The sequence below is a fragment of the Paenibacillus sp. FW104-T2 genome, from assembly GCF_058789975.1.
This window is the reverse complement of sequence record NZ_JBYTCE010000013.1, coordinates 82,647-100,671: the sequence shown is the minus strand read 5'-3', so window position 1 is coordinate 100,671 and position 18,025 is coordinate 82,647. Positions and strand designations below refer to the sequence as shown.

Sequence of the window (18,025 nt, the reverse complement as noted above, 5' to 3'; positions counted from 1 at the left end):
CCTCCTCCAAACGATGCTTATTCATAACGCATTAATTCAATTGATTTAGTAAGGATTAATGATAAAAAAATAATGAGGGAATATTTGAACAGAACTACTCATTCACTTGCTGTTTCCATTTGGAAAATTTACGTTCCAGCATGCTGAGCCCTTGGTTGATTAACAACCCCAGCAGAGCAATGGTTAATATCCCGGCATACATCTGAGGAATCTGGAAGTTATATTGGGAATACGTAATGAGATAACCCAAGCCTTCCTTGGCCCCTACCATTTCAGCAGCTATAAGTACCAGGATAGCCCCTGTCCCTGCCATGCGAATCCCCGTAAAAATCGTGGGAACCGATGCCGGCAGAATGACCTTGAGGAACAATCTGAAAGATTTAATATTCATCGATCTTGCTGCCTTGATCAGCAAGGGATCAACGCTGCCGACAGCAGCAATCGTATTGAGAAGAATGGGCCATGTGCAGGCAAAGAGGACGATCGCAATCTTGGAGGTTTCACCGATTCCCAGCAGCAGCATGAATACCGGAAGCAGCGCTAATGCAGCCGTATTTCGAAACAATTCCAGCACGGGATTCAACAGCTGTCTGGCTAATGGATACCAGCCAATCAGTAATCCTAACGGGATTGCAATAAGTAAGGCTAAGGTGAAACCACTGAATGAACGAATGATACTCGCGAGAAAGTGAGTGAAAAGCTCACCTGAGACGATCAAACTCCACAATGCCCGGATGACCTCGGAAAAGGCAGGGAAAAACGCTGCATCTACCAAGCCTGTCCTTGGCGCAATCTCCCATAGTAAGACCAAGGCAATTAACACGATCGACTGTTTGAACAACTTCAGCATACCAGAAAAGGCAGCAGGACTTCGTTTACCAAGCCGTAGGGTTGAATGGGCAGTCTTTACAGATTCGATGGGAATACACTCCTTTGATCAATTAGATATAAGCACCGCGGTATTCAGGTTCATGCAGCAGACTCCATACTTCATGGCGGGCCTTCACAAAGTCGGGATGGGAGCGAATATCCGCATCCTCCAATCGTGATTGAAGCGGAATATCCACAATTTGTCTCACCATACCGGGTCCTGGCGTCAATACCACTACTCGTTCTCCAAGATAAACCGCCTCATCGATACCATGTGTAATAAAAATGATGGTCTTCTGGGTCTTCTGCCAAATACGTAAAAGTTCACTTTGCAGGGATTCACGCGTCTGGGCATCCAATGCGGCAAAGGGCTCATCCATCAATAAGACATCCGGATTAAAGGCAAGGCTTCTGGCAATGGCTATACGCTGCTTCATCCCCCCGGATAGCTCATGCGGATAGCGGTCTCCGAAGTGAGTAAGCCCGACTAGCGACAGAAAATGCTCCACCTGCTCCTTACGCTCCTGCTTCGGAATACCCTTGGCTTCCAAACCAAATTCAATATTGCCGCGTGCCGTCTTCCACGGAAATAAAGCGTACTGCTGAAAGACAATGCCCCGGTCAAGCCCTGGGCCAGTAATGGTTTGGCCATCAATTAAAATGCGTCCTTGTGTCGGTGAGGATAGTCCACTGATCATATCAAGCAAGGTTGATTTTCCGCAGCCACTCGGACCCACGATGGTGATAAACTCACCTTTTCTTACCGAAAAGTCCAGGTCTTTTACAGCAGTAAATGCCTGAGTTGCTTCCTTTTGCTTGGGATCGCGGACCGTGAACGTTTTGGTGACACTCTCAAATCTGATTTTTTCAGCAGCAGCCATTGACTTCACCTCTCTAATTTATATTGGGGTACCTAAGCAAAAAAGGCTCAGCTGACAACGACTAGCGCTGTCCTCTGAGCCTCTGGATAAACCAGTCAGCTTCCATTCAATGGTTAACATTTGAACAACCACAATTTACATTAATCTGATGTGTTTACTATATTTTAGAGCTGTTGGATTGTCAACAACTACTTGAAAATAATGTATATTCACCATGTGAAATCCAGATAAAATCACGTGCATTGCCTTCCTTTAACACCTTACATATTTACGTTTGAAACCAATCCGATTTTTATCTACGGCATTTTGAATATTATCGGAAGCATTTAGGAATTTGCTCTTGGGCTTGTCCTTCTGAACCTCAACGGGACCGATCGCCTTCGCCGTTTCGACAGCCTTATCATGCAGCGGAACGTAGGATACGGCCACGGTATACACGAAGTTGCTCATCGAATACTGGGTGCGCTCGGGAAATTGATGGATCTTGGCTTGCACGTTCTCCAGCATCCCTCTCAGCTTATCCTCGGAGAACTCAGCGTCCGGACGATTGCCCAGCAGCCAGCAATAACAGCTCCAGCCTGCCGACATCTTCAGTTCTTCGCCGCTAGCAATCCACCGATCTGCGACTTGCTGTGCAATATCTGTCTCGGATAGTGTAACGGCAACGATGAAATCGGAGATCATGTAAAAATATGCGTCCTCAATCCAACGGTCGAAATCCGCTTCCGTCATTGCTTTTGGATCAGCAATAACACCCGCAAAATACATCGCATCGTAATTCCCTGTTGCGTACAGCTGCTCGGCTAATGCCTGGTCCTTTTTGATTTTGCGGGCGATCGGCTTCATCGCACCTGTAGCCACGCCGAAGAGTGGTTCATGAGCACCATTCGACATGTATATCTTTTTCGTGCGCTCCTTGCCAAGTGCCTCAAGCTCCTGCATCACTTCTTCCAAATTCATTACGCAGCGCTCCTTCATATTGAAATTGGGCTATTTTGTCTACTCCAGGCCTCAGTTATTTTCCAAAACATCGTTGAAGAGCTGTCCGCCTCCATCAATGTCAATGATTTTAAGACGAGTTGTGTTTTTGATAAAAATGGTCTTGTATTTCTCCTTACCATCTTGGTTCGTGAGTAAGAGAATCCGTTCATTTTCATTATCGGTTACCGTTCGAAAGGTATAATCCTGGGAATCAACCTTCTGAACAATCATGTCATATTCGGGAAGGGAAGACCACTCGCTCTGGCTTGTACGTTCTTCGGTTGGTTCGTTGTTTGGCTGCGCCGTCTCGGTCTGTGTGGATTGTTCGCTGCTCCCCGAGGGGTTCACGGTATCCGTCTGGTTCGATTGGCAAGCCGTCAACATCGTTGCGGCCGCAATCAGGGTCATAAGCAGTCTGTTCATCGTAAGTCATCTCCTGCCTGCGTTAATGCTTTTTTATTGGATAAGTGTCTCTGACGCCAGCGTAAAGCCTTCAATCGCAACATCTTCGTCCACTTCAATCATGATGCAGCGTTTCCCTTGGAAATTCACCTGCTTGACGTATCTCAAATCCTGCGGACTGATCGAAATCGTAGCGACCTTGGTTTCGATCTTGATGGACTTGGAAGTAAACTTCGGCATAACGCTGGTCGCTTTCATCTCATAGTTTTTATTGTCCACGATCGTTTCGAATGCCCGTTCCACCTTCTCGGTCGTCACATCCTCCACCCCGCTGGCGTTCAGTACACGCTCCAGATCTTTATAATCCAGCTTCGGAGGCTCTTCCTCCTTCGACTCTTCGTTGATTTCAATCACCCGGTTAATCTCTTCGTACACCTGAGCAATGGTAGCTGAATCGAGCTCTTCCCCAGCCACTTCCTTGACGATATCTTCGAAGATCGCTCGCTCTTCAAGTGCCGTCACGGATCTTTCTCCATTCAATACCTGTTCGACAAAATGCGGATCCGGGAAATTCGATTTTCCCGTACAGTATAGAATCCGATTCACATCGGAATAATTGTCTGTCACGCTAGGGTACAGGAATCCTTGCTCCGGCGTGCTTAACTTGATAATCGGATCGACAATGACATTGTACTTGAACTCCCGCTCCACATAATCGAACAGGAGAGTTTTCCGCTGTTTCTCCGTGGAGTTCACACTGCATAAGATAAACGGATGGGCAAACACCTCATTCTTCTCGCTCTCTTCCGCTTCATCGTTTCTCGCCTTGGTCGGCAAATAATACTGTCCCCGAACAAATGTGACCACCATGTCCCGCTCATACTTGGCATCCGCCAGCATTCGGTCCACGAGCAGCAGCATCATGTCCTGCCATTCTTCCGGATCACCCGTTACGAGTGCCTGATGAAGCAGTACCTGCGCAGGCTCTTCGGCTTCTTCCTGAAACTTCAGTTCGAACAATTTTTGATCCAGTTCGCCGGTCAGCAGTTTTTTGAAATTTCCCATGTATAACTCCTGCTTCTCCCGGTCCACCAGTTCAAACGGATGGCGCTCCCAGTGATAGACTTCATTCGTTTCCTTCGTAATATAGACATTGAGGATATCGTAAATATTCAGTAGATCGTGATCCATCTTAAATTGCTTGCGGATGTTGGCAACTTCTTTTTTGTTCATAGCGGGCTCGGCAGCTCCTTCGATATATTCTGGCTTATTTAGTATAAATTATTGAGCGTTATTTTGTTAGCGATTTGCGGCTTGCATTGCTGTGCCTGCGGGTCCATTCTCCCGTGCACCTGATCCTCTATTGTGGCATATTTAGATACCCGAGTCGAGGGCATTTCCTTGAAATAAACATCTTACTTCATTGTGCTTATTTTCCTTTTCCCGAACCTGAACCATTACGGTGATATCAAAAAAAGAACGCTATCCACTGGAGTATGGATCTGCAGTTTCCCTGCATTTCTTAATCCTATCTCATCAAGTAAAACTATCCTCCCAAATAAAAAGGTGATACGGAATTTGATCCGTACCACCAGTTCATATTCATATTATTCTGTTTATGCATCATTCCGCGCCGAGAAGCGTTAAATGAATGCCTGATTGGTTGTGCCATGCTTTTCATGCAGCAGATAATGCTACAGAGCATAGAGGGCATATCGTTTATGGTATTACAGCTTGCCCGCAACCTTCACTTTCACGAGCAGTGCGTTGCCTGGCAAATAGGCAATTGGAATGTCCTCGACGGACACAATTTGTACCGTCTCCGGGTTCGCGCCAGCTGCCGTCGCCTCGTTCACGGCGCTCTCTTTGGCATCCTGCATGACATCGTCATATTTCCAGTCGTCCAGTGAATAGATACGCTCCGACTCGCCGCTAACCTCTCCCAGTGCTGCGCCGATCGCATTCGCCGCATCATAGTTGTCTGGCCGGATGATTCGGCTCGCCCCGGCGAGCGTCTCCGGCACCAGCAGGCTGCCGCCGCCAACCAGAATGACATCAACTGGATCGGCACTCGTTTTCATCCGGTCAATGGCGTCCTCCAGGCTCTGCTGTATGACGGCATCCACCTTACGGCACACGGCTTCGTCCACCGCATCCGCGTTGGTGCCCGGCCATACGGCCCGGCCCAGCTTCACCGCCACGTCCGTCGTTGTCAGCGTATCACCGCCGAAGATGAGGGCCCGTTTCGTCAGCTCATAGCCAACGCTGTCGGGGCCAACCGTTACGCCGCCAGCGTCATCCAACCGGACAATGGTACCGCCGCCGAGACCAATGGACAAAATGTCCGGCATCCGGAAATTCGTGCGAATGCCGCCGATATCCACCGCAGCCGACGATTGGCGTGGGAAGCCTTGCACAAGCACACCAATATCCGTTGTTGTACCGCCAATGTCAACGACCAGCGCATCCGTCAGACCGGACAGGTGTGCAGCGCCGCGAATGGAATTCGTCGGTCCGCAGGCAATCGTCAGAATCGGATAACGGAGTGCATATTCGCTCTTCATCAATGTGCCGTCATTCTGGCAAATGTAGAGCTGCGCATGGATGCCGAAGCCGTTCAGCGCTTCTTCAAAGCCGCGTACGACACCTGCAATGACTTGCAGCAGTGCCGCGTTCAGCACAGATGCATTCTCCCGCTCAAGGAGTCCGATGCTGCCAATCTCACTGGAATAGGTAACTGGTATGTCAGCACCCAGCACTTCGCGGATGATCTCGCCAACCCGCTTCTCTTGGTCACGGTTCACCGGGGCAAAGACCCCACACACCGCTACAGCGTCAACCTCGCCCTTCATCCGGTTGGCCAGTTCAGCAATCTCAGCTTCATCCAGACTCGCGATCTTACGTCCATCATACTCATAACCGCCAGAGGCGATATAGCTATGCGGTCCAACCGCCGCGCGCAGCGATTCGTCCCAGCCAGCAAGCGGCGGAACGGCTGTCGTTGCCGGAGCGCCGATACGAATCAGGCCGACCCGGCCGAGATGCTTGCGCTCCACGATCGCATTCGTGCAGTGCGTAGTGCCAAGCATCGCGTAGCGAATGTCCGCGCCATTCACACTGCTCTCCTGCAGCAGGCGGCGAACAGCCTCTACAATGCCTTCGTTAACGTCAGCCGTAGTGTGAACCTTGACCTTGTGCACGCAGTGCAAGTTGGAATCCAGCAGGGCGGCATCCGTATTCGTGCCCCCTACATCAATGCCGATCCGGTAAACCTGGTTTGTGTTTGGTTCAGTCATCGTACCCTTGGTCATTGCGCCGCACCTCCTTTCAAAACCAACGTCTCAATCGGCACATAGTCGAAATCGTATCCGAAGTATCGCGGCCCCGCCGTCTCAATACCTTTTGGTGTACGCCATTTGTCATCGCATGGCAAGCCTGCTACCGTCACCCGGGCACCATACTTCAGATTCTCCGTCGTTACCGGCATACCCGTATCCTGGTCCAACAGTGTGATCAGATCAGGCGTAATCGCCAGCGGTTGGTCGTCAACGGTAGCGAGCAAAAACTCGTTTTGGAAGAACAGCCGCATCGTTTTACCCTTGTTCTCCCCGGTGCCTTCAAATACCGCTTCGCCCCGTGTAAAACCGCCATCCATACGGCGGCGGATATCCACGGCCTTCCCATGGAACAAGGCATGTCCATGCAGCTTCGTGAGCAGTTCATGCACAGGATTCAGCTTCTCCTGCTTCGCTTCAAAAAGCGTCCGCCCGATCTCATAAGCGAGCGTCAGCGTCCCCCCGATGGCGCTCTGCTTCGCCTGCGCTCCAGATACCGGATAATCGCAGATGGAAGCAGAACCGCCCATCTCTACGGTCAGCGCACGTGCCATGCGCTCTTCCCATACGCCATCAATCGTATGCATCAACGCGCTATTCCCGCGCTCGTCTGCCATCGCCACTGGACTGCACGGGATGCCTTCCAGATGGAACGTGACCATCTGCGATTCGGGAAAAGCCCGCCCCATCGCATCGGCGTCCACAAGCGGAATTCCGCGCTGCGCCGCCGCAATGACCGGAACGAGTGAATTGCCGCCACCGACCTCGATCGGCATGACGGCATCCACTTTACGGCCAAGCTCTCTTTCCATCAAATCCAGCGGCTTGGTCAGCTGTTCTGCCGAAGGGATTTTCTCCAGCATCACTGTAGGTGCACCAATCATCGATACCGGTACGACAAGTCCTTCATCATCCAGTTCTTCAAGCTGTACGATTCGGACCGGCCCATGCTTGCGGATGGCCTCCATGGCAATCAATTTACCGACATGCGGGTCGCCCCCGCCGCCTGTGCCCAGCACCGCTGCGCCAATTGCAATATATTCAATAGCCTGTTCATCAAGTGTAGTTAATCTTGCTGCCTTGTTCATGCTTTCATCCCTTCTTTGCTACCCATTTGCCTATGATGGCTTGTACGATAAATGCCATCAAGAAGCTGTCCAGCGCCGGAACCTGCGTCACCTGGAACCAACCAAGTCCATCCGGAGCCATCGTTGTCATGAATCCGAAGAATGTGGCAAGAACCCATACCACGATGGAGCGAGGAATCCAGCTCCGATTATTGTCCAGCCCTTCAAACGAGAATCTGTTTTTGTTCACCAGCAAATACTCTGCCGTATATATACCGCCCAGCGGTGCAACAAGCATCGTGATATATGTGAGGAACGTCATGAAACGGTCATAAATACCAAAGCAAGCGAGTGCTGTCGCAATCAAACCTGCAATGATTGTAATGACGGATTTGGGCACTCGTCTGAATACGACGGAGAAACCCAATCCTGCGGAATACAAATTGTTCGTGTTGGTTGTCCACTGTGCCAGTGTCAGCACGAGAATGGCGGGAATGCCGAGTCCGAGCGTCAGGAAGATGCCGGTCAGATCGTCGGAATCCATCGACCGAGACAAGAAGATGGCAATGATCGTCATGAAGCTGTTGCCGACAAAGAAACCGACAAACGCAGCCGTAATCGCATGTTTGGGTGTCTTGGCCCAGCGTGCTATGTCAGGAGACAGTGCTGTCCCCAGGATAAAGATTCCAATGACCAGCGAGATCGCCGTTCCCATCGGCACTGCCTCACCCTCGAACGGTGACCAGACCGTGCTTCCGCCTTCGCCGTTCAGCGCCAAGACCAGCGCGAAAATAATAAATACAACGAGCAGCGGTACCGACCAGACGCTTAGTTTCTCAATGGCCCGATAGCCCCAGATCGCCGTGGACATCATGAGCAGTCCACCAATCATCGACAGTACCCAGAGCGACCAGTGCCAACCCCACAGCTCGCTTAACGCCGTCTGGAAGTTGGAAGCGAAGAAGCCGACCTGTACGCCGAACCAGCCCAGCGATGAAATTCCGAGAATGACGGAGACAATGAGTGCTCCTTTGTTCCCGAACAGAAACCGGCTGATCATGGCCGTGGACAAGCCTGTTTTGGCCCCAACATAGGCGCACACTGCCCCGATAATACCCAAAATGACGGAACCTACGATGACCGCAGTAAGCGAGTCACCGATGCTCATGCCTGCGCCGAGCTGTGCTCCCAGAAACATGGCGGATAGATCAATCCCGATCGCAATCCAGACAAATGCCATTGACAGCCATGATTTTCTTAAATGCTGGGGTACGGGTTCCCGTTCGTAATCTTCTATTTTCGTATCGTTGCTCATGTTCCACCCTCTGCTTTCTGTACAATCTTGTTGATTGCCTAAGCTGCGACGGATCTCCAGAACATCTCAAAGGCATGTTTCAGTTTCCGTTCGAACAGCTCCGGCGATTTATAGTAGTAATATTGCATGCCCAGCCCGTCCATCAAGGTCAGGAACGAATCCACCAGCGTCTCCATCGGAACGGCAGCCAAATCGCCGCGATCCAGACCTTCCTGCATGATCTCGCCGATAATGCTGCTCAGCAATGTATCGAAACGTCCGAATGCCTCCTGCATTCTTTCCAATAGGAAATCCGGCGGGAAAATCAAATACCGGAAGGCAAACACGGCAAGCTCTGTTTTGTTTCGATGAAAATCATATTGGCGAAGCAGCAGCGCATGCAGTTTTTTCTCCGTATTCATTCCTTTGCTGGTTTCCGCCATCGCTTGGATATATTCGTTATAGGCGCTCATCGATTCTTCGAAGACCGTCATGAACAGATCTTCCTTGCTCTCAAAAAAGGCATAGATTGCCGGTGTTTTGACCCCGACCTCCTTCGCAATTTCTGATAATGCCGTCCCATCGTAGCCCTTCTGCCCAAATAATCTCAGCGCGGCTTCCTTCAGCTTCGTTCTGGTGGTCATGGTCATCCCCTTTTCTCCATTCTAATTAACGTTAATTAAGTAGATTATACAATTATCTGCATAAAAATCAATGCAATTAATTGCTATGTCAGCTTTTTATTTCAATGTTATACGGCCAAAATTCAAGTGGCACAATATTCTCGCAGATTTGGGCTGGAATGAATTAGTAGATTGCAGAGGAGTGCATAATAGTTCCATCTGGCTCTAATCTGTTAAATTGCATAGCAAAAAGAGGTACCCTGACATCAGGATACCTCTTACTAGAATGTTACACCTATTCATTCAAACAACCGCTGATGCTTATGAAAAAACTCGTAAAAGAATCGTACATTGTCCAGTTCATACCACTCTGCCGTCTGCAGCATGCTGGCATCGAGATTGTAGATCTTCGCATGAAGCGTGCCCAGAACAAAGGGAGAATGCGTGGCAATAATGAATTGACTATCGAAGTAACGCGCCAGATCGTTCATCTGTTCAGCCAGCTTGATTTGATTCGCGGGAGACAGCGACGTTTCCGGTTCATCCAGTAAATACAGCTGCCCGGGAAGCAAATGCTCCTCAAAAAACTGCATCGAGCTCTCCCCGTTCGAATACTTCTCCTGAGAGTACTGGATGATATCCATCTTTTTCTTAAACGCATACGACTGCTCCAGCTTTTCTACCTCTTCCTTACTCTTCCCCTGCACGAATTGCTCATGGAGCAGCCCTTCGCGAAGTACACTTTCTTGCTGTATTTTTTTGATTTCATATAGCAGATCCTCTGACTTGATGTACCGGCTCCCCTCGGGCAGCTTATATACGAGACGCTCGTGTTCATCCTGCCCAAGTTGATAGCTGCTTTCCTCAATAAACCGCTGAACATAGATGCTGTGTCCATAAGTGGACATTCGCTCAGCGCCCGCCATTCCCAACTTGTTCGCGATCAGATTCAGCAAGGTAGATTTGCCGGAGCCATTACTGCCGTAGAGTACCGTGATTCGGTCAAACAGCAGCACCTCCCCTGCCATGTGTCTGAACACATGATCCGGGTAGATATTCGGGTTGCTGGAAATGACAGAAGAGAGTTTGAAGTTACTTATATGCAGCATCGTCTCGCTCCCCTCCCGGATAAAATAAAATGACTTCTTGTAGAAGATTCATAACGAACAATCTATCCTTGTAACCACCCGATCCAAACAGCTTTTCTATTCGAGAACCGTCCAAATATCCAATGCCGTCATACGAATGGCCTCATGCTCATGATTCCGGTATGCTCGCAAGCGTTCGGTACAAGCCTGATTCCACAGTAATGCGGTTCCCGCAATCTTCAACAGAGAAAGCCCAAGATACTGGGCAGCAATTCGCTGCTGGCCTCTCAGTTGGTCCACCAGATCCAGAATCGCCTCCGGTTTCCAATACGCCTCACTCGCATTAGCTGCACGATTAATCTGCCTGTAGGCCACCTCCGATAGATACGGATGCTTGTCCACCATTTGAATCACAGGGTCCAATTGCTGCGCTGCCTGATCCACCTGATTCCACTCAATAAACGCCAGATGTAACTTGATCACGGCTGGTCTCAGCGTTTCTTGGGATTGAAGAGCAGCAATGATGCCTGTATATAAAGGAACGAGTCCCCGCTTCGCTTGTGGAGGCAATGAAATTAGCTTGTCTATCAACGCGACCAGTCGCTGCCGTTCTGGAAGGTCTCTCTCCGAGCTGGCATTCCATTCGGCTCTTGTCTCCGTGCCCGCCAATTGTGTGCAAACGTTAATGACCTGGTCATTCACCTTTCCTTCACGACAAGCAGAAATTAGCGTATCCATCGCTGCCTTCCACCTAGCTTTGTCCTCCAGATCCAGAACGGTTTTGCTGGCTGAAGCTGCCACCTGCTCTTCACTTCCATCCACCCACAGGCTCATCGCCTGGAAAGCCTCTCTTGCCACAACCGGATCGGCATGTCCGGCGATCTCGATAATCAACTGCAAATACCTTGGCCGGGCTTCTACGGGAATGCCGCCAGAATACTGGTTAAGCAGGCTTCGTGCGATGTCACGCTGCGGGGAAGCAGCCATGGCACTCAGCATGGCCCAGCTGCGTTCATCATCCAGCCATTGTCTGGCCGCATGGCCTATCGCGATCATCACGTCCTTGTGTACATTCGGTTTCTCGTATTCACGAATGAGAAGCTCCATGCTCTCTTCACTTTTATAAGCCCCAAGCAGCCTAATGGCCTCTTTTCTGACCGTGATCTTCAATTTCTCCCGATGGAGCAGGTCGGACAGCATGGACGTCAACATCACCGGACTGACCCTGCGCATGCATCTTGGAATCGAGTACATGGCTACCCGGGCCCGGTCTCCATCCAGGTTGTTTAGCAATACAGGCAGTGCCTTCTCAGGCTCTTCCCATAATGAGTAAGCATACAGCGCCGCCTCCACAACATGCACTTCCTCATCCTGCAATAGGACTTCCAGTTGATCGGAAATATAATCAGGCATGCTCGCCAAGCTGCGCATCGCAGATGCACGTTCATGGAAGCTTCGTTTGGCGTCGAGTGCCACCCGTTCCAGCAGGGAAGCGAATGCCTTTTGCTGACGCGGCAGCCACCGATGAAACCCGTTATGCGCAGGCACAACATAAATGGTTTTTCCCGATAAATGCTTGCCTTTGATGATTTCCCCCGATATAAACGGGTCCAGCCACTCCTGACGCTTCAGATGAAGATGCATGAATACGTCATGGAATGAGATGAAGGATGGGTCTCTGTCCAGCAATTCTCTAACCCTTGCATCCCGGGTTTTATAAGGTGCCAGCCAGTAACGGACCGCTTGCGGGGATACCGTTTTGGCCTGCAGCAGTTCTTCCAGCAGAAGCTGGAGCTTCGGTAACCGATCCACGGCTTTTCCGAACAAATCTGCCATGCGCAGAATCACGCTCGTGTTTTCGCGCTTGTTTGCTTCTACACCAAAGGCATAGATCTCATCGAATAACGCTTCCAGTGCAGATCTCGGTATGCTATCCCAGTCCATTGAGTACAATGCAAACTGTCCGTCCCGCATCGTCAATCTTCCGAACGTTCTCAAAGCAAACTTGAACAGGGTGCCCTTCGGCTCCAGTGCATGTTCACGCAGTATGGCAAAAGCCAGTCTCTCCACTGCGGACCTTGTCCCGTATGACGTGTCTCTGGCTTCAATGACGCAATCCACCAGCACCGTCAGATCGTCAATATGCTCTTCCTTGAACATGGGAGCAGGACAGTTGGAGAGCTGAGCCATAACCATGAAGCGTACCGGATCCTGATCGTTCTTGATTCGAGTCAGGAAGCGAAGCGTCTCATCCATACCACGCCGGGAAAGTGCTGTGCTTCGAACGAGGTGGGCATAGGCAGCTGCACGCTCATCGCTATTAGACACCTGAACGGCTTGTTCCAGCTTCTCCCGTGCATGATCAATGACACGGCGTGCCGTCGTTTCGAGCACGGCGTCCCGATCATCACGAATGTCATGCAGTTCCAGCATGCGGGCAGCTTCCTTGTCACGCAGCTGGTGTGGCAGTACATCCAGCAGCAGCGTAGGGAAAATGCGTGTTTTCCGCTCATCTTCCAGATAAGCCGCATCAAAGATCGCTTCGCGATGCGACGGCGCAAGAGTATCCAGCACCTTGGCCAGGTGCACAGGCTGATCTGCGAGCAATGCAGCCAGAGTGGTCCACTGCGCTGTGGTGAACCATTTTCTCTTTTTTAGAATGCCGGCCGGAACGCCATGATTCAATAGATATCCCCGTGTCTCCTCACGTGTCAGCAGTTCAAATACGCTCTCTGGGCTGGCCTGAATCAGAATCCCCAGCTGCTGCTTGAGTACTGGATGAATCGTATCCGTTGGCCCAAGGGTAAGCGCACATTCCAACACGATCGCCGGTCTTGAAACACTCAGTATTTCAATCGCGGAAGAGAGCGTCCACCATACATGGGTCTTTTCCCTGTGCGTTGCATGCTGCAAAGCATTCTTGAAGTACGCTGCCACCAGATCGGGGTGGTACTTCGTTAGGAGCCGCCAATTCAGTAACGCATATCCCAGCTCTGGCAGCCTGCTGCGCACCGTCTCTTCGCTGCACACAGCCAGTAACAAGGCCCCTTCTTGTGCTCCCCAGCGGTTAAGCACGATCGGCAGCAGCCGCTCTGCCCAATCCTGACGATGTGAATTCACGATGCTCCGCAGCAATTGGCGGCGGCAGTGGTATGACATCAGGGTGATTTCGGTTTCAATCGAAAATTCCGGGTCAGTCACCACTTCTGGCAGCAGCCTAGCCGCCCGGCCCCTAACTCCTGCCTTGGGATGCTGCAAGGCCAGTATAACTGCACGGGCATCATTCACTACACCCGCACCCGTCAAGGCCAGATGTGCCTCATAGGCAGTGCCGCTTTCGAGCAAGGATACAAGCAGCGCGGAATAATTCGCATCTCCTGCATGCTGGCGCCCCAGAAGTGCCATCCGTTTCATTCTTTCCGAATACCCCAGCGAGTCGAGCTCTGTAAGCAATTGTTCTCTATTTATCAGATCATGGTTATCTGTCATCATTTTCTCTCCCCTCATGCTTCTAATAAACTCTAGTGAACTCTTATAAGCGATCAAATCATCTCCACAACCATACTTCACAGGCTATTCCTGGAATAATATAACTTCTTGATCCGCATGGACTTCTCCTGTTTAATCCCAAATCTCCAGACCAAAATAGAGACGGAGCACGGAGGTTATCCTCTCTAGCCATGAGTGATATATGACGGAAGCTGGACCAATAGCTACATGTACCTTACTGCGTCGGGTTTTCTGCGTTGATCGAGGCAGCAGGCTGCACACAAAAAGGGATGCCTCACGAGGCCCGTAAACGGCCCTTGGAGTCATCCCTTTTATCTAAAATAGTGCTTTTATTGAATTAGTTATTCCAGTATTGCTTCGCAATGCGTTGACCTTGGTCGATCTTCGCCCATTGCTGAGCTTCGCTCAGCTCATTACCGCCATCGCAGGAAGCAAAGCCGCATTGATGGGAGAGCAGCAGACGATCCTTATCAATGATTTTGGATGCTTCGTCAAGCAAACGGATGACGCGTGCTTCATCATCGAGTGTACTTGTTTTGGAAGACAGCAGGCCGAGAACAATTTCCGTTTCCGGTCTGTCCTTGAACACTTCCAGCGCTTCGATTGAACCTGCACGGTCATCATCCCATTCCAGGAAGAAACGGTCATATTTCAACTGTTTCAGGAACAGGTTGGCGATCTTCGCATAAGACCCACCACCCATGTTGCGGGAATCGTAGTTACCGCGGCAGTTATGTGTCCACATTTTCAAGCCCAGGCTGTGACCGAAGTCAATTACGTTATTGTTAATCTCAATAAATTCAGCAGCGAGACCCTTTACTTCCTCTTGATCAATGTGCTCGCCGGTAAATGGAGAGTTCGGATTGTCGTCTGCAAACAGCTCCCAGAGGCAGTCATCGAATTGCAAAATTTTGCCGCCAGCCGCAGCGAATTCCGCTACGAATTCTTTATATGCCTTCTCAAGACCCGCTTTGAGCTCCTGTTTGTTCTGATATACAGCATCCGTACCGCCGATGTTATCCGACCATGACAGCTCACCGAAGATATGGGAAGGTGACGGTACGCAAAGTTTTGTTTGTTGATCGCCTGCCGTATCCTGCAGCTGTTTGAACAGTTGAATGAAGTGGTGGTTCTTACCGCTCAGTTCACCCGTAATGCGCAATCCGATATCTTTACGAGTTTCATATTTCGATGTTCCGTCCACATCCCGGAAAAAGTAACCGTGGTCCGCAATATAGCGTTCAATTCCGTCAAAGCCCCAAACAAAATCCAGATGCCACATCGACTTGGAGAACTCGCCGTCCGTAACAACCGACAGGTTGTGCTCGATTTCCTTTTGCACGACCTCTTTCACCGCTGCGGTCTCGCACTCGGCATATCCTTCAAAATTTTCATAGAATGGATATTGGATATCATCACGATGCTCAATTTGCGTTTTATATGTCAGCAGCTCTTCTGGCCGCAACAAACTTCCTACGATCTGGAACTTATCAGTCATGTAAATAACCCCCTCGTTGTATAGGGCTATCATAGCACGCCTAGCGGAGTTCGAAGAATAACCAAAAGAAGATAACTAGTTATAGCTAAAAGCTATAGCAAAATCACTTATCCTTTGCTACCTGTTTACTTTGATTGCCTATCGAGAGAAATGAAGATTATGGTATAATCGGATAGCAATAGAAAGGCTGATATGGGCGGTCGGCTAATCTCCCGGAAGGGAGGTGATGCCTTGTGACAGTGTTTGAAGCAATTATGCTGATGCTTACCTTCGGTTCGCTGATTGTAGCGCTGCTGTCCAATAAACACAAGTAGACCGCCCCCCGAGCAAAGGTTGCGGTCTACTTGACGTATATCCTCTTGTTAAGCCCACCGCCCTTAAAAGCGGCTATTGCTCCGAGAGTCGTGTTGTCGCACGGCTCTCTTTGCATTATAAGCTGTTCATGCCCTTATTATAACATGACTAATGAGGAATTCAATTCAAGGCTTAACAAGCGTAGAATAAAAACGATAAACATCTAACTCTCAACTAATTCACAACGTCCTACGCCGAATTTCATAAAAATACTGCACAGCTGGATGCTTTAACTTGATCTTCTCGGACATGTTCAAAATCCGCTTTTTGCCAACGCGTCTGTCTACCAAAGCCAGAATGTTCAGCAAAATATCCTGACTCTCCAGACTTTCCTCTATAGGTCTTGATAAAAACGTAGTCGCTGCAACCGTAAAATTGGATTTGCTTAATGATGACTGAGCTGACAGAAGCTCTTTGGCCAGGACAGAGATTTTTCTGCTTCTTGCAATGACGTGAAGGCGTTCCTCCGGAATGGCTCCTTTGCTCTCTTTTCGGATCGATTCAATCTCTTCGTGATCCACAGGAATTTCAATATTCGGATCGTTCTTGATCTCCTGCTCCATCTGGTACCAGCGGATTGGAGTTGTTGTGTCACTCATATTGAGCACGTTCTTCTTATCTACGGAAAGGTAACAGCTTCCTGATTTATCAAGTGCATAACGGTAGCTTGTTGCGCGGTATTCAACTCTTCCGACTAATGCCGGGCTAAGGAAGCTCTCCAGTTGTTGCTTCAATTTACTCCAGGACATTGATTTCTCCCTTGTTCAATATTCATAACCACCCTTTAAGTGGCTTCTCTACCATCCATCATACAATAACCTGTGCTTATCCTCTATGATGTGGTCTTCAAAAGAAAAAACACAGCCAAGTCGGCCATGTTTTCCCGAAGGTTAGTCTGTTGTTACGCCAACCTACTGCATCTTAATTTCCTTGTACCTCAACCTCATCATGATTCTTGCTTCCAAACTCATCAAGCAGCGTGCGCACTTCCTTTGTGGATTTAGCGTTCATTAAGCTGTTTCTGAGTTCACTTGCTCCGCGGAATCCACGGACATATATTTTGAAGAAGCGGGCAAGCGGGCTGAACGAACGCGGCTCCTGTGCGGAATATTGATCATAGAGATCCAGATGAAGTCTCAGCAGACCAAGCAATTCTTCACTGGTATGTTCCTTCGGCTCTTTTTCAAAAGCAAACGGGTTCTGGAAGATACCACGCCCGATCATAATGCCATCCACGCCATATTGCTCAGCGAGCTTCAGGCCGGTCTGACGATCAGGAATGTCTCCATTAATGGTCAGCAGTGTATTAGGAGCTACCTCATCACGAAGTTTTTTAATTTCCGGAATCAGTTCCCAATGAGCGTCTACTTTGCTCATTTCTTCTCTTGTGCGCAGATGAATCGAGAGATTCACGATGTCTTGTTTCAAAATATGGGTCAACCAGTCCCGCCATTCGTCCACTTCAGTGAAACCAAGTCTTGTTTTTACACTTACGGGCAGTCCCCCGGCTTTCGCGGCCTGGATAATTTCCGCAGCCGTTTCGGGACGACAGATCAGCCCGCTCCCCTTCCCGTTCTCCGCCACATTGGCTACAGGACAACCCATGTTAATGTCGATGCCTTTAAAGCCTTCTTTTGCCATACCGATACTCATTTCACGGAAGAATTCCGGCTTATCTCCCCAGATATGAGCCACCATGGGCTGTTCATCCTCTGTGAACGTCAAACGCCCGCGTACACTTTTGTTCCCCTCCGGATGACAGTAACTCTCTGTATTTGCAAACTCCGTAAAAAATACATCCGGTCTGGCCGCTGCACTCACAACATGGCGAAACACAACATCTGTTACATCTTCCATCGGTGCCAATATAAAAAATGGTCGTGGCAATTCACGCCAAAAATTGTCTTTCATCTTAAAAACTCCTCTATATATACCGGGACCAACATGGCCCCGAGAATAGTAAATATCTGTTCATTCCCTAGTTCATCCATTTAGTACGAATGTCGCAGCTTCTTCTTCAATTACACCATCTTCACTTATACCATGTTACCGCAGCGTAGTTCAAACAGCATTATATGTTAATGCTGCGTCCAAACGAATACCTTTTAATCTGAACAGACGC

General features: G+C 49.5%; 15 protein-coding genes. 1 reads left to right on the top strand and 14 read right to left on the bottom strand.

The features are described from left to right. Positions 1-94: 94 nt before the first annotated feature. The 12 genes from AC3WQ3_RS17550 to AC3WQ3_RS17495 all read right to left on the bottom strand — a co-directional run bounded on the left by AC3WQ3_RS17550 (position 95) and on the right by AC3WQ3_RS17495 (position 15,549). On the bottom strand, positions 95-850 hold the full coding sequence (locus AC3WQ3_RS17550; RefSeq protein WP_492472930.1) for an ABC transporter permease: 756 nt from the start codon (positions 848-850) through the stop codon (positions 95-97). Positions 851-941: 91 nt separating this feature from the next. Beyond that, a complete protein-coding gene (locus AC3WQ3_RS17545; RefSeq protein WP_193723337.1) occupies positions 942-1,751 on the bottom strand; it encodes an ABC transporter ATP-binding protein in 810 nt (269 codons plus the stop codon). A 252-nt stretch (positions 1,752-2,003) separates the two neighbouring features. Then, entirely contained in the window at positions 2,004-2,711 is a 708-nt protein-coding gene (locus AC3WQ3_RS17540; RefSeq protein ID WP_492472929.1) for a DNA alkylation repair protein, read from the bottom strand. Positions 2,712-2,762: 51 nt separating this feature from the next. Beyond that, positions 2,763-3,155: a hypothetical protein gene (locus AC3WQ3_RS17535; RefSeq protein WP_492472928.1), complete on the bottom strand. Its 393-nt coding sequence runs from the start codon at positions 3,153-3,155 to the stop codon at positions 2,763-2,765. Positions 3,156-3,188: 33 nt separating this feature from the next. Then, a complete protein-coding gene (locus AC3WQ3_RS17530; RefSeq protein WP_154892986.1) occupies positions 3,189-4,367 on the bottom strand; it encodes a DUF4317 family protein in 1,179 nt (392 codons plus the stop codon). A 494-nt stretch (positions 4,368-4,861) separates the two neighbouring features. Then, positions 4,862-6,445: an ROK family protein gene (locus AC3WQ3_RS17525; protein ID WP_492472927.1), complete on the bottom strand. Its 1,584-nt coding sequence runs from the start codon at positions 6,443-6,445 to the stop codon at positions 4,862-4,864. Next, complete coding sequence (locus AC3WQ3_RS17520) at positions 6,442-7,557, bottom strand: S-methyl thiohydantoin desulfurase family protein (protein WP_153976953.1); 1,116 nt, start codon at positions 7,555-7,557, stop codon at positions 6,442-6,444. Before AC3WQ3_RS17520 ends, AC3WQ3_RS17525 begins: the two co-directional genes overlap by 4 nt. Positions 7,558-7,561: 4 nt before the next feature. Next, positions 7,562-8,851, bottom strand: coding sequence for a cytosine permease (locus tag AC3WQ3_RS17515; RefSeq protein WP_492472926.1), 1,290 nt, complete (start codon positions 8,849-8,851; stop codon positions 7,562-7,564). 38 nt (positions 8,852-8,889) lie between these two features. Further along, positions 8,890-9,474 carry a TetR/AcrR family transcriptional regulator gene (locus AC3WQ3_RS17510; RefSeq protein ID WP_303621386.1) on the bottom strand — a complete coding sequence of 195 codons (585 nt, stop codon included), beginning with the start codon at positions 9,472-9,474 and terminating at the stop codon, positions 8,890-8,892. A 278-nt stretch (positions 9,475-9,752) separates the two neighbouring features. Beyond that, positions 9,753-10,562, bottom strand: a complete 810-nt coding sequence (locus tag AC3WQ3_RS17505; RefSeq protein WP_492472925.1) for an AAA family ATPase — start codon at positions 10,560-10,562, stop codon at positions 9,753-9,755. Between the two features lie 96 nt (positions 10,563-10,658). After that, a complete protein-coding gene (locus AC3WQ3_RS17500; protein ID WP_492472924.1) occupies positions 10,659-14,030 on the bottom strand; it encodes a HEAT repeat domain-containing protein in 3,372 nt (1,123 codons plus the stop codon). Positions 14,031-14,388: 358 nt separating this feature from the next. After that, positions 14,389-15,549 (bottom strand): cobalamin-independent methionine synthase II family protein, encoded by a 1,161-nt coding sequence (locus AC3WQ3_RS17495; protein WP_153976949.1) that lies wholly within the window; start codon positions 15,547-15,549, stop codon positions 14,389-14,391. Between the two features lie 233 nt (positions 15,550-15,782). Here AC3WQ3_RS17495 and AC3WQ3_RS17490 point away from each other — a divergent pair, with 233 nt between their 5' ends. Next, positions 15,783-15,863, top strand: coding sequence for a putative holin-like toxin (locus AC3WQ3_RS17490; protein ID WP_353057537.1), 81 nt, complete (start codon positions 15,783-15,785; stop codon positions 15,861-15,863). 219 nt (positions 15,864-16,082) lie between these two features. On the opposite strand, the gene AC3WQ3_RS17485 is transcribed toward AC3WQ3_RS17490, so the two are convergent. Together AC3WQ3_RS17485 and AC3WQ3_RS17480 are read right to left on the bottom strand one after the other, a co-directional pair. Then, positions 16,083-16,652, bottom strand: coding sequence for an SF0329 family protein (locus tag AC3WQ3_RS17485; protein ID WP_492472923.1), 570 nt, complete (start codon positions 16,650-16,652; stop codon positions 16,083-16,085). A 172-nt stretch (positions 16,653-16,824) separates the two neighbouring features. Then, entirely contained in the window at positions 16,825-17,814 is a 990-nt protein-coding gene (locus AC3WQ3_RS17480; RefSeq protein ID WP_095288550.1) for a tRNA dihydrouridine synthase, read from the bottom strand. Between the last annotated feature and the right edge of the window lie 211 nt (positions 17,815-18,025).

Excerpts from the sequence above, each read along its gene's own strand:
- AC3WQ3_RS17485 (WP_492472923.1), bottom strand. The coding sequence starts at position 16,652 with ATGTCCTGGAGTAAATTGAAGCAACAACTGGAGAGCTTCCTTAGCCCG.
- AC3WQ3_RS17540 (WP_492472929.1), bottom strand. The coding sequence starts at position 2,711 with ATGAATTTGGAAGAAGTGATGCAGGAGCTTGAGGCACTTGGCAAGGAG.
- AC3WQ3_RS17550 (WP_492472930.1), bottom strand. The coding sequence starts at position 850 with ATGCTGAAGTTGTTCAAACAGTCGATCGTGTTAATTGCCTTGGTCTTA.
- AC3WQ3_RS17515 (WP_492472926.1), bottom strand. The coding sequence starts at position 8,851 with ATGAGCAACGATACGAAAATAGAAGATTACGAACGGGAACCCGTACCC.
- AC3WQ3_RS17530 (WP_154892986.1), bottom strand. The coding sequence starts at position 4,367 with ATGAACAAAAAAGAAGTTGCCAACATCCGCAAGCAATTTAAGATGGAT.
- AC3WQ3_RS17495 (WP_153976949.1), bottom strand. The coding sequence starts at position 15,549 with ATGACTGATAAGTTCCAGATCGTAGGAAGTTTGTTGCGGCCAGAAGAG.
- AC3WQ3_RS17480 (WP_095288550.1), bottom strand. The coding sequence starts at position 17,814 with ATGAAAGACAATTTTTGGCGTGAATTGCCACGACCATTTTTTATATTG.
- AC3WQ3_RS17545 (WP_193723337.1), bottom strand. The coding sequence starts at position 1,751 with ATGGCTGCTGCTGAAAAAATCAGATTTGAGAGTGTCACCAAAACGTTC.
- AC3WQ3_RS17505 (WP_492472925.1), bottom strand. The coding sequence starts at position 10,562 with ATGCTGCATATAAGTAACTTCAAACTCTCTTCTGTCATTTCCAGCAAC.
- AC3WQ3_RS17500 (WP_492472924.1), bottom strand. The coding sequence starts at position 14,030 with ATGACAGATAACCATGATCTGATAAATAGAGAACAATTGCTTACAGAG.
- AC3WQ3_RS17525 (WP_492472927.1), bottom strand. The coding sequence starts at position 6,445 with ATGACCAAGGGTACGATGACTGAACCAAACACAAACCAGGTTTACCGG.
- AC3WQ3_RS17520 (WP_153976953.1), bottom strand. The coding sequence starts at position 7,557 with ATGAACAAGGCAGCAAGATTAACTACACTTGATGAACAGGCTATTGAA.
- AC3WQ3_RS17535 (WP_492472928.1), bottom strand. The coding sequence starts at position 3,155 with ATGAACAGACTGCTTATGACCCTGATTGCGGCCGCAACGATGTTGACG.
- AC3WQ3_RS17510 (WP_303621386.1), bottom strand. The coding sequence starts at position 9,474 with ATGACCACCAGAACGAAGCTGAAGGAAGCCGCGCTGAGATTATTTGGG.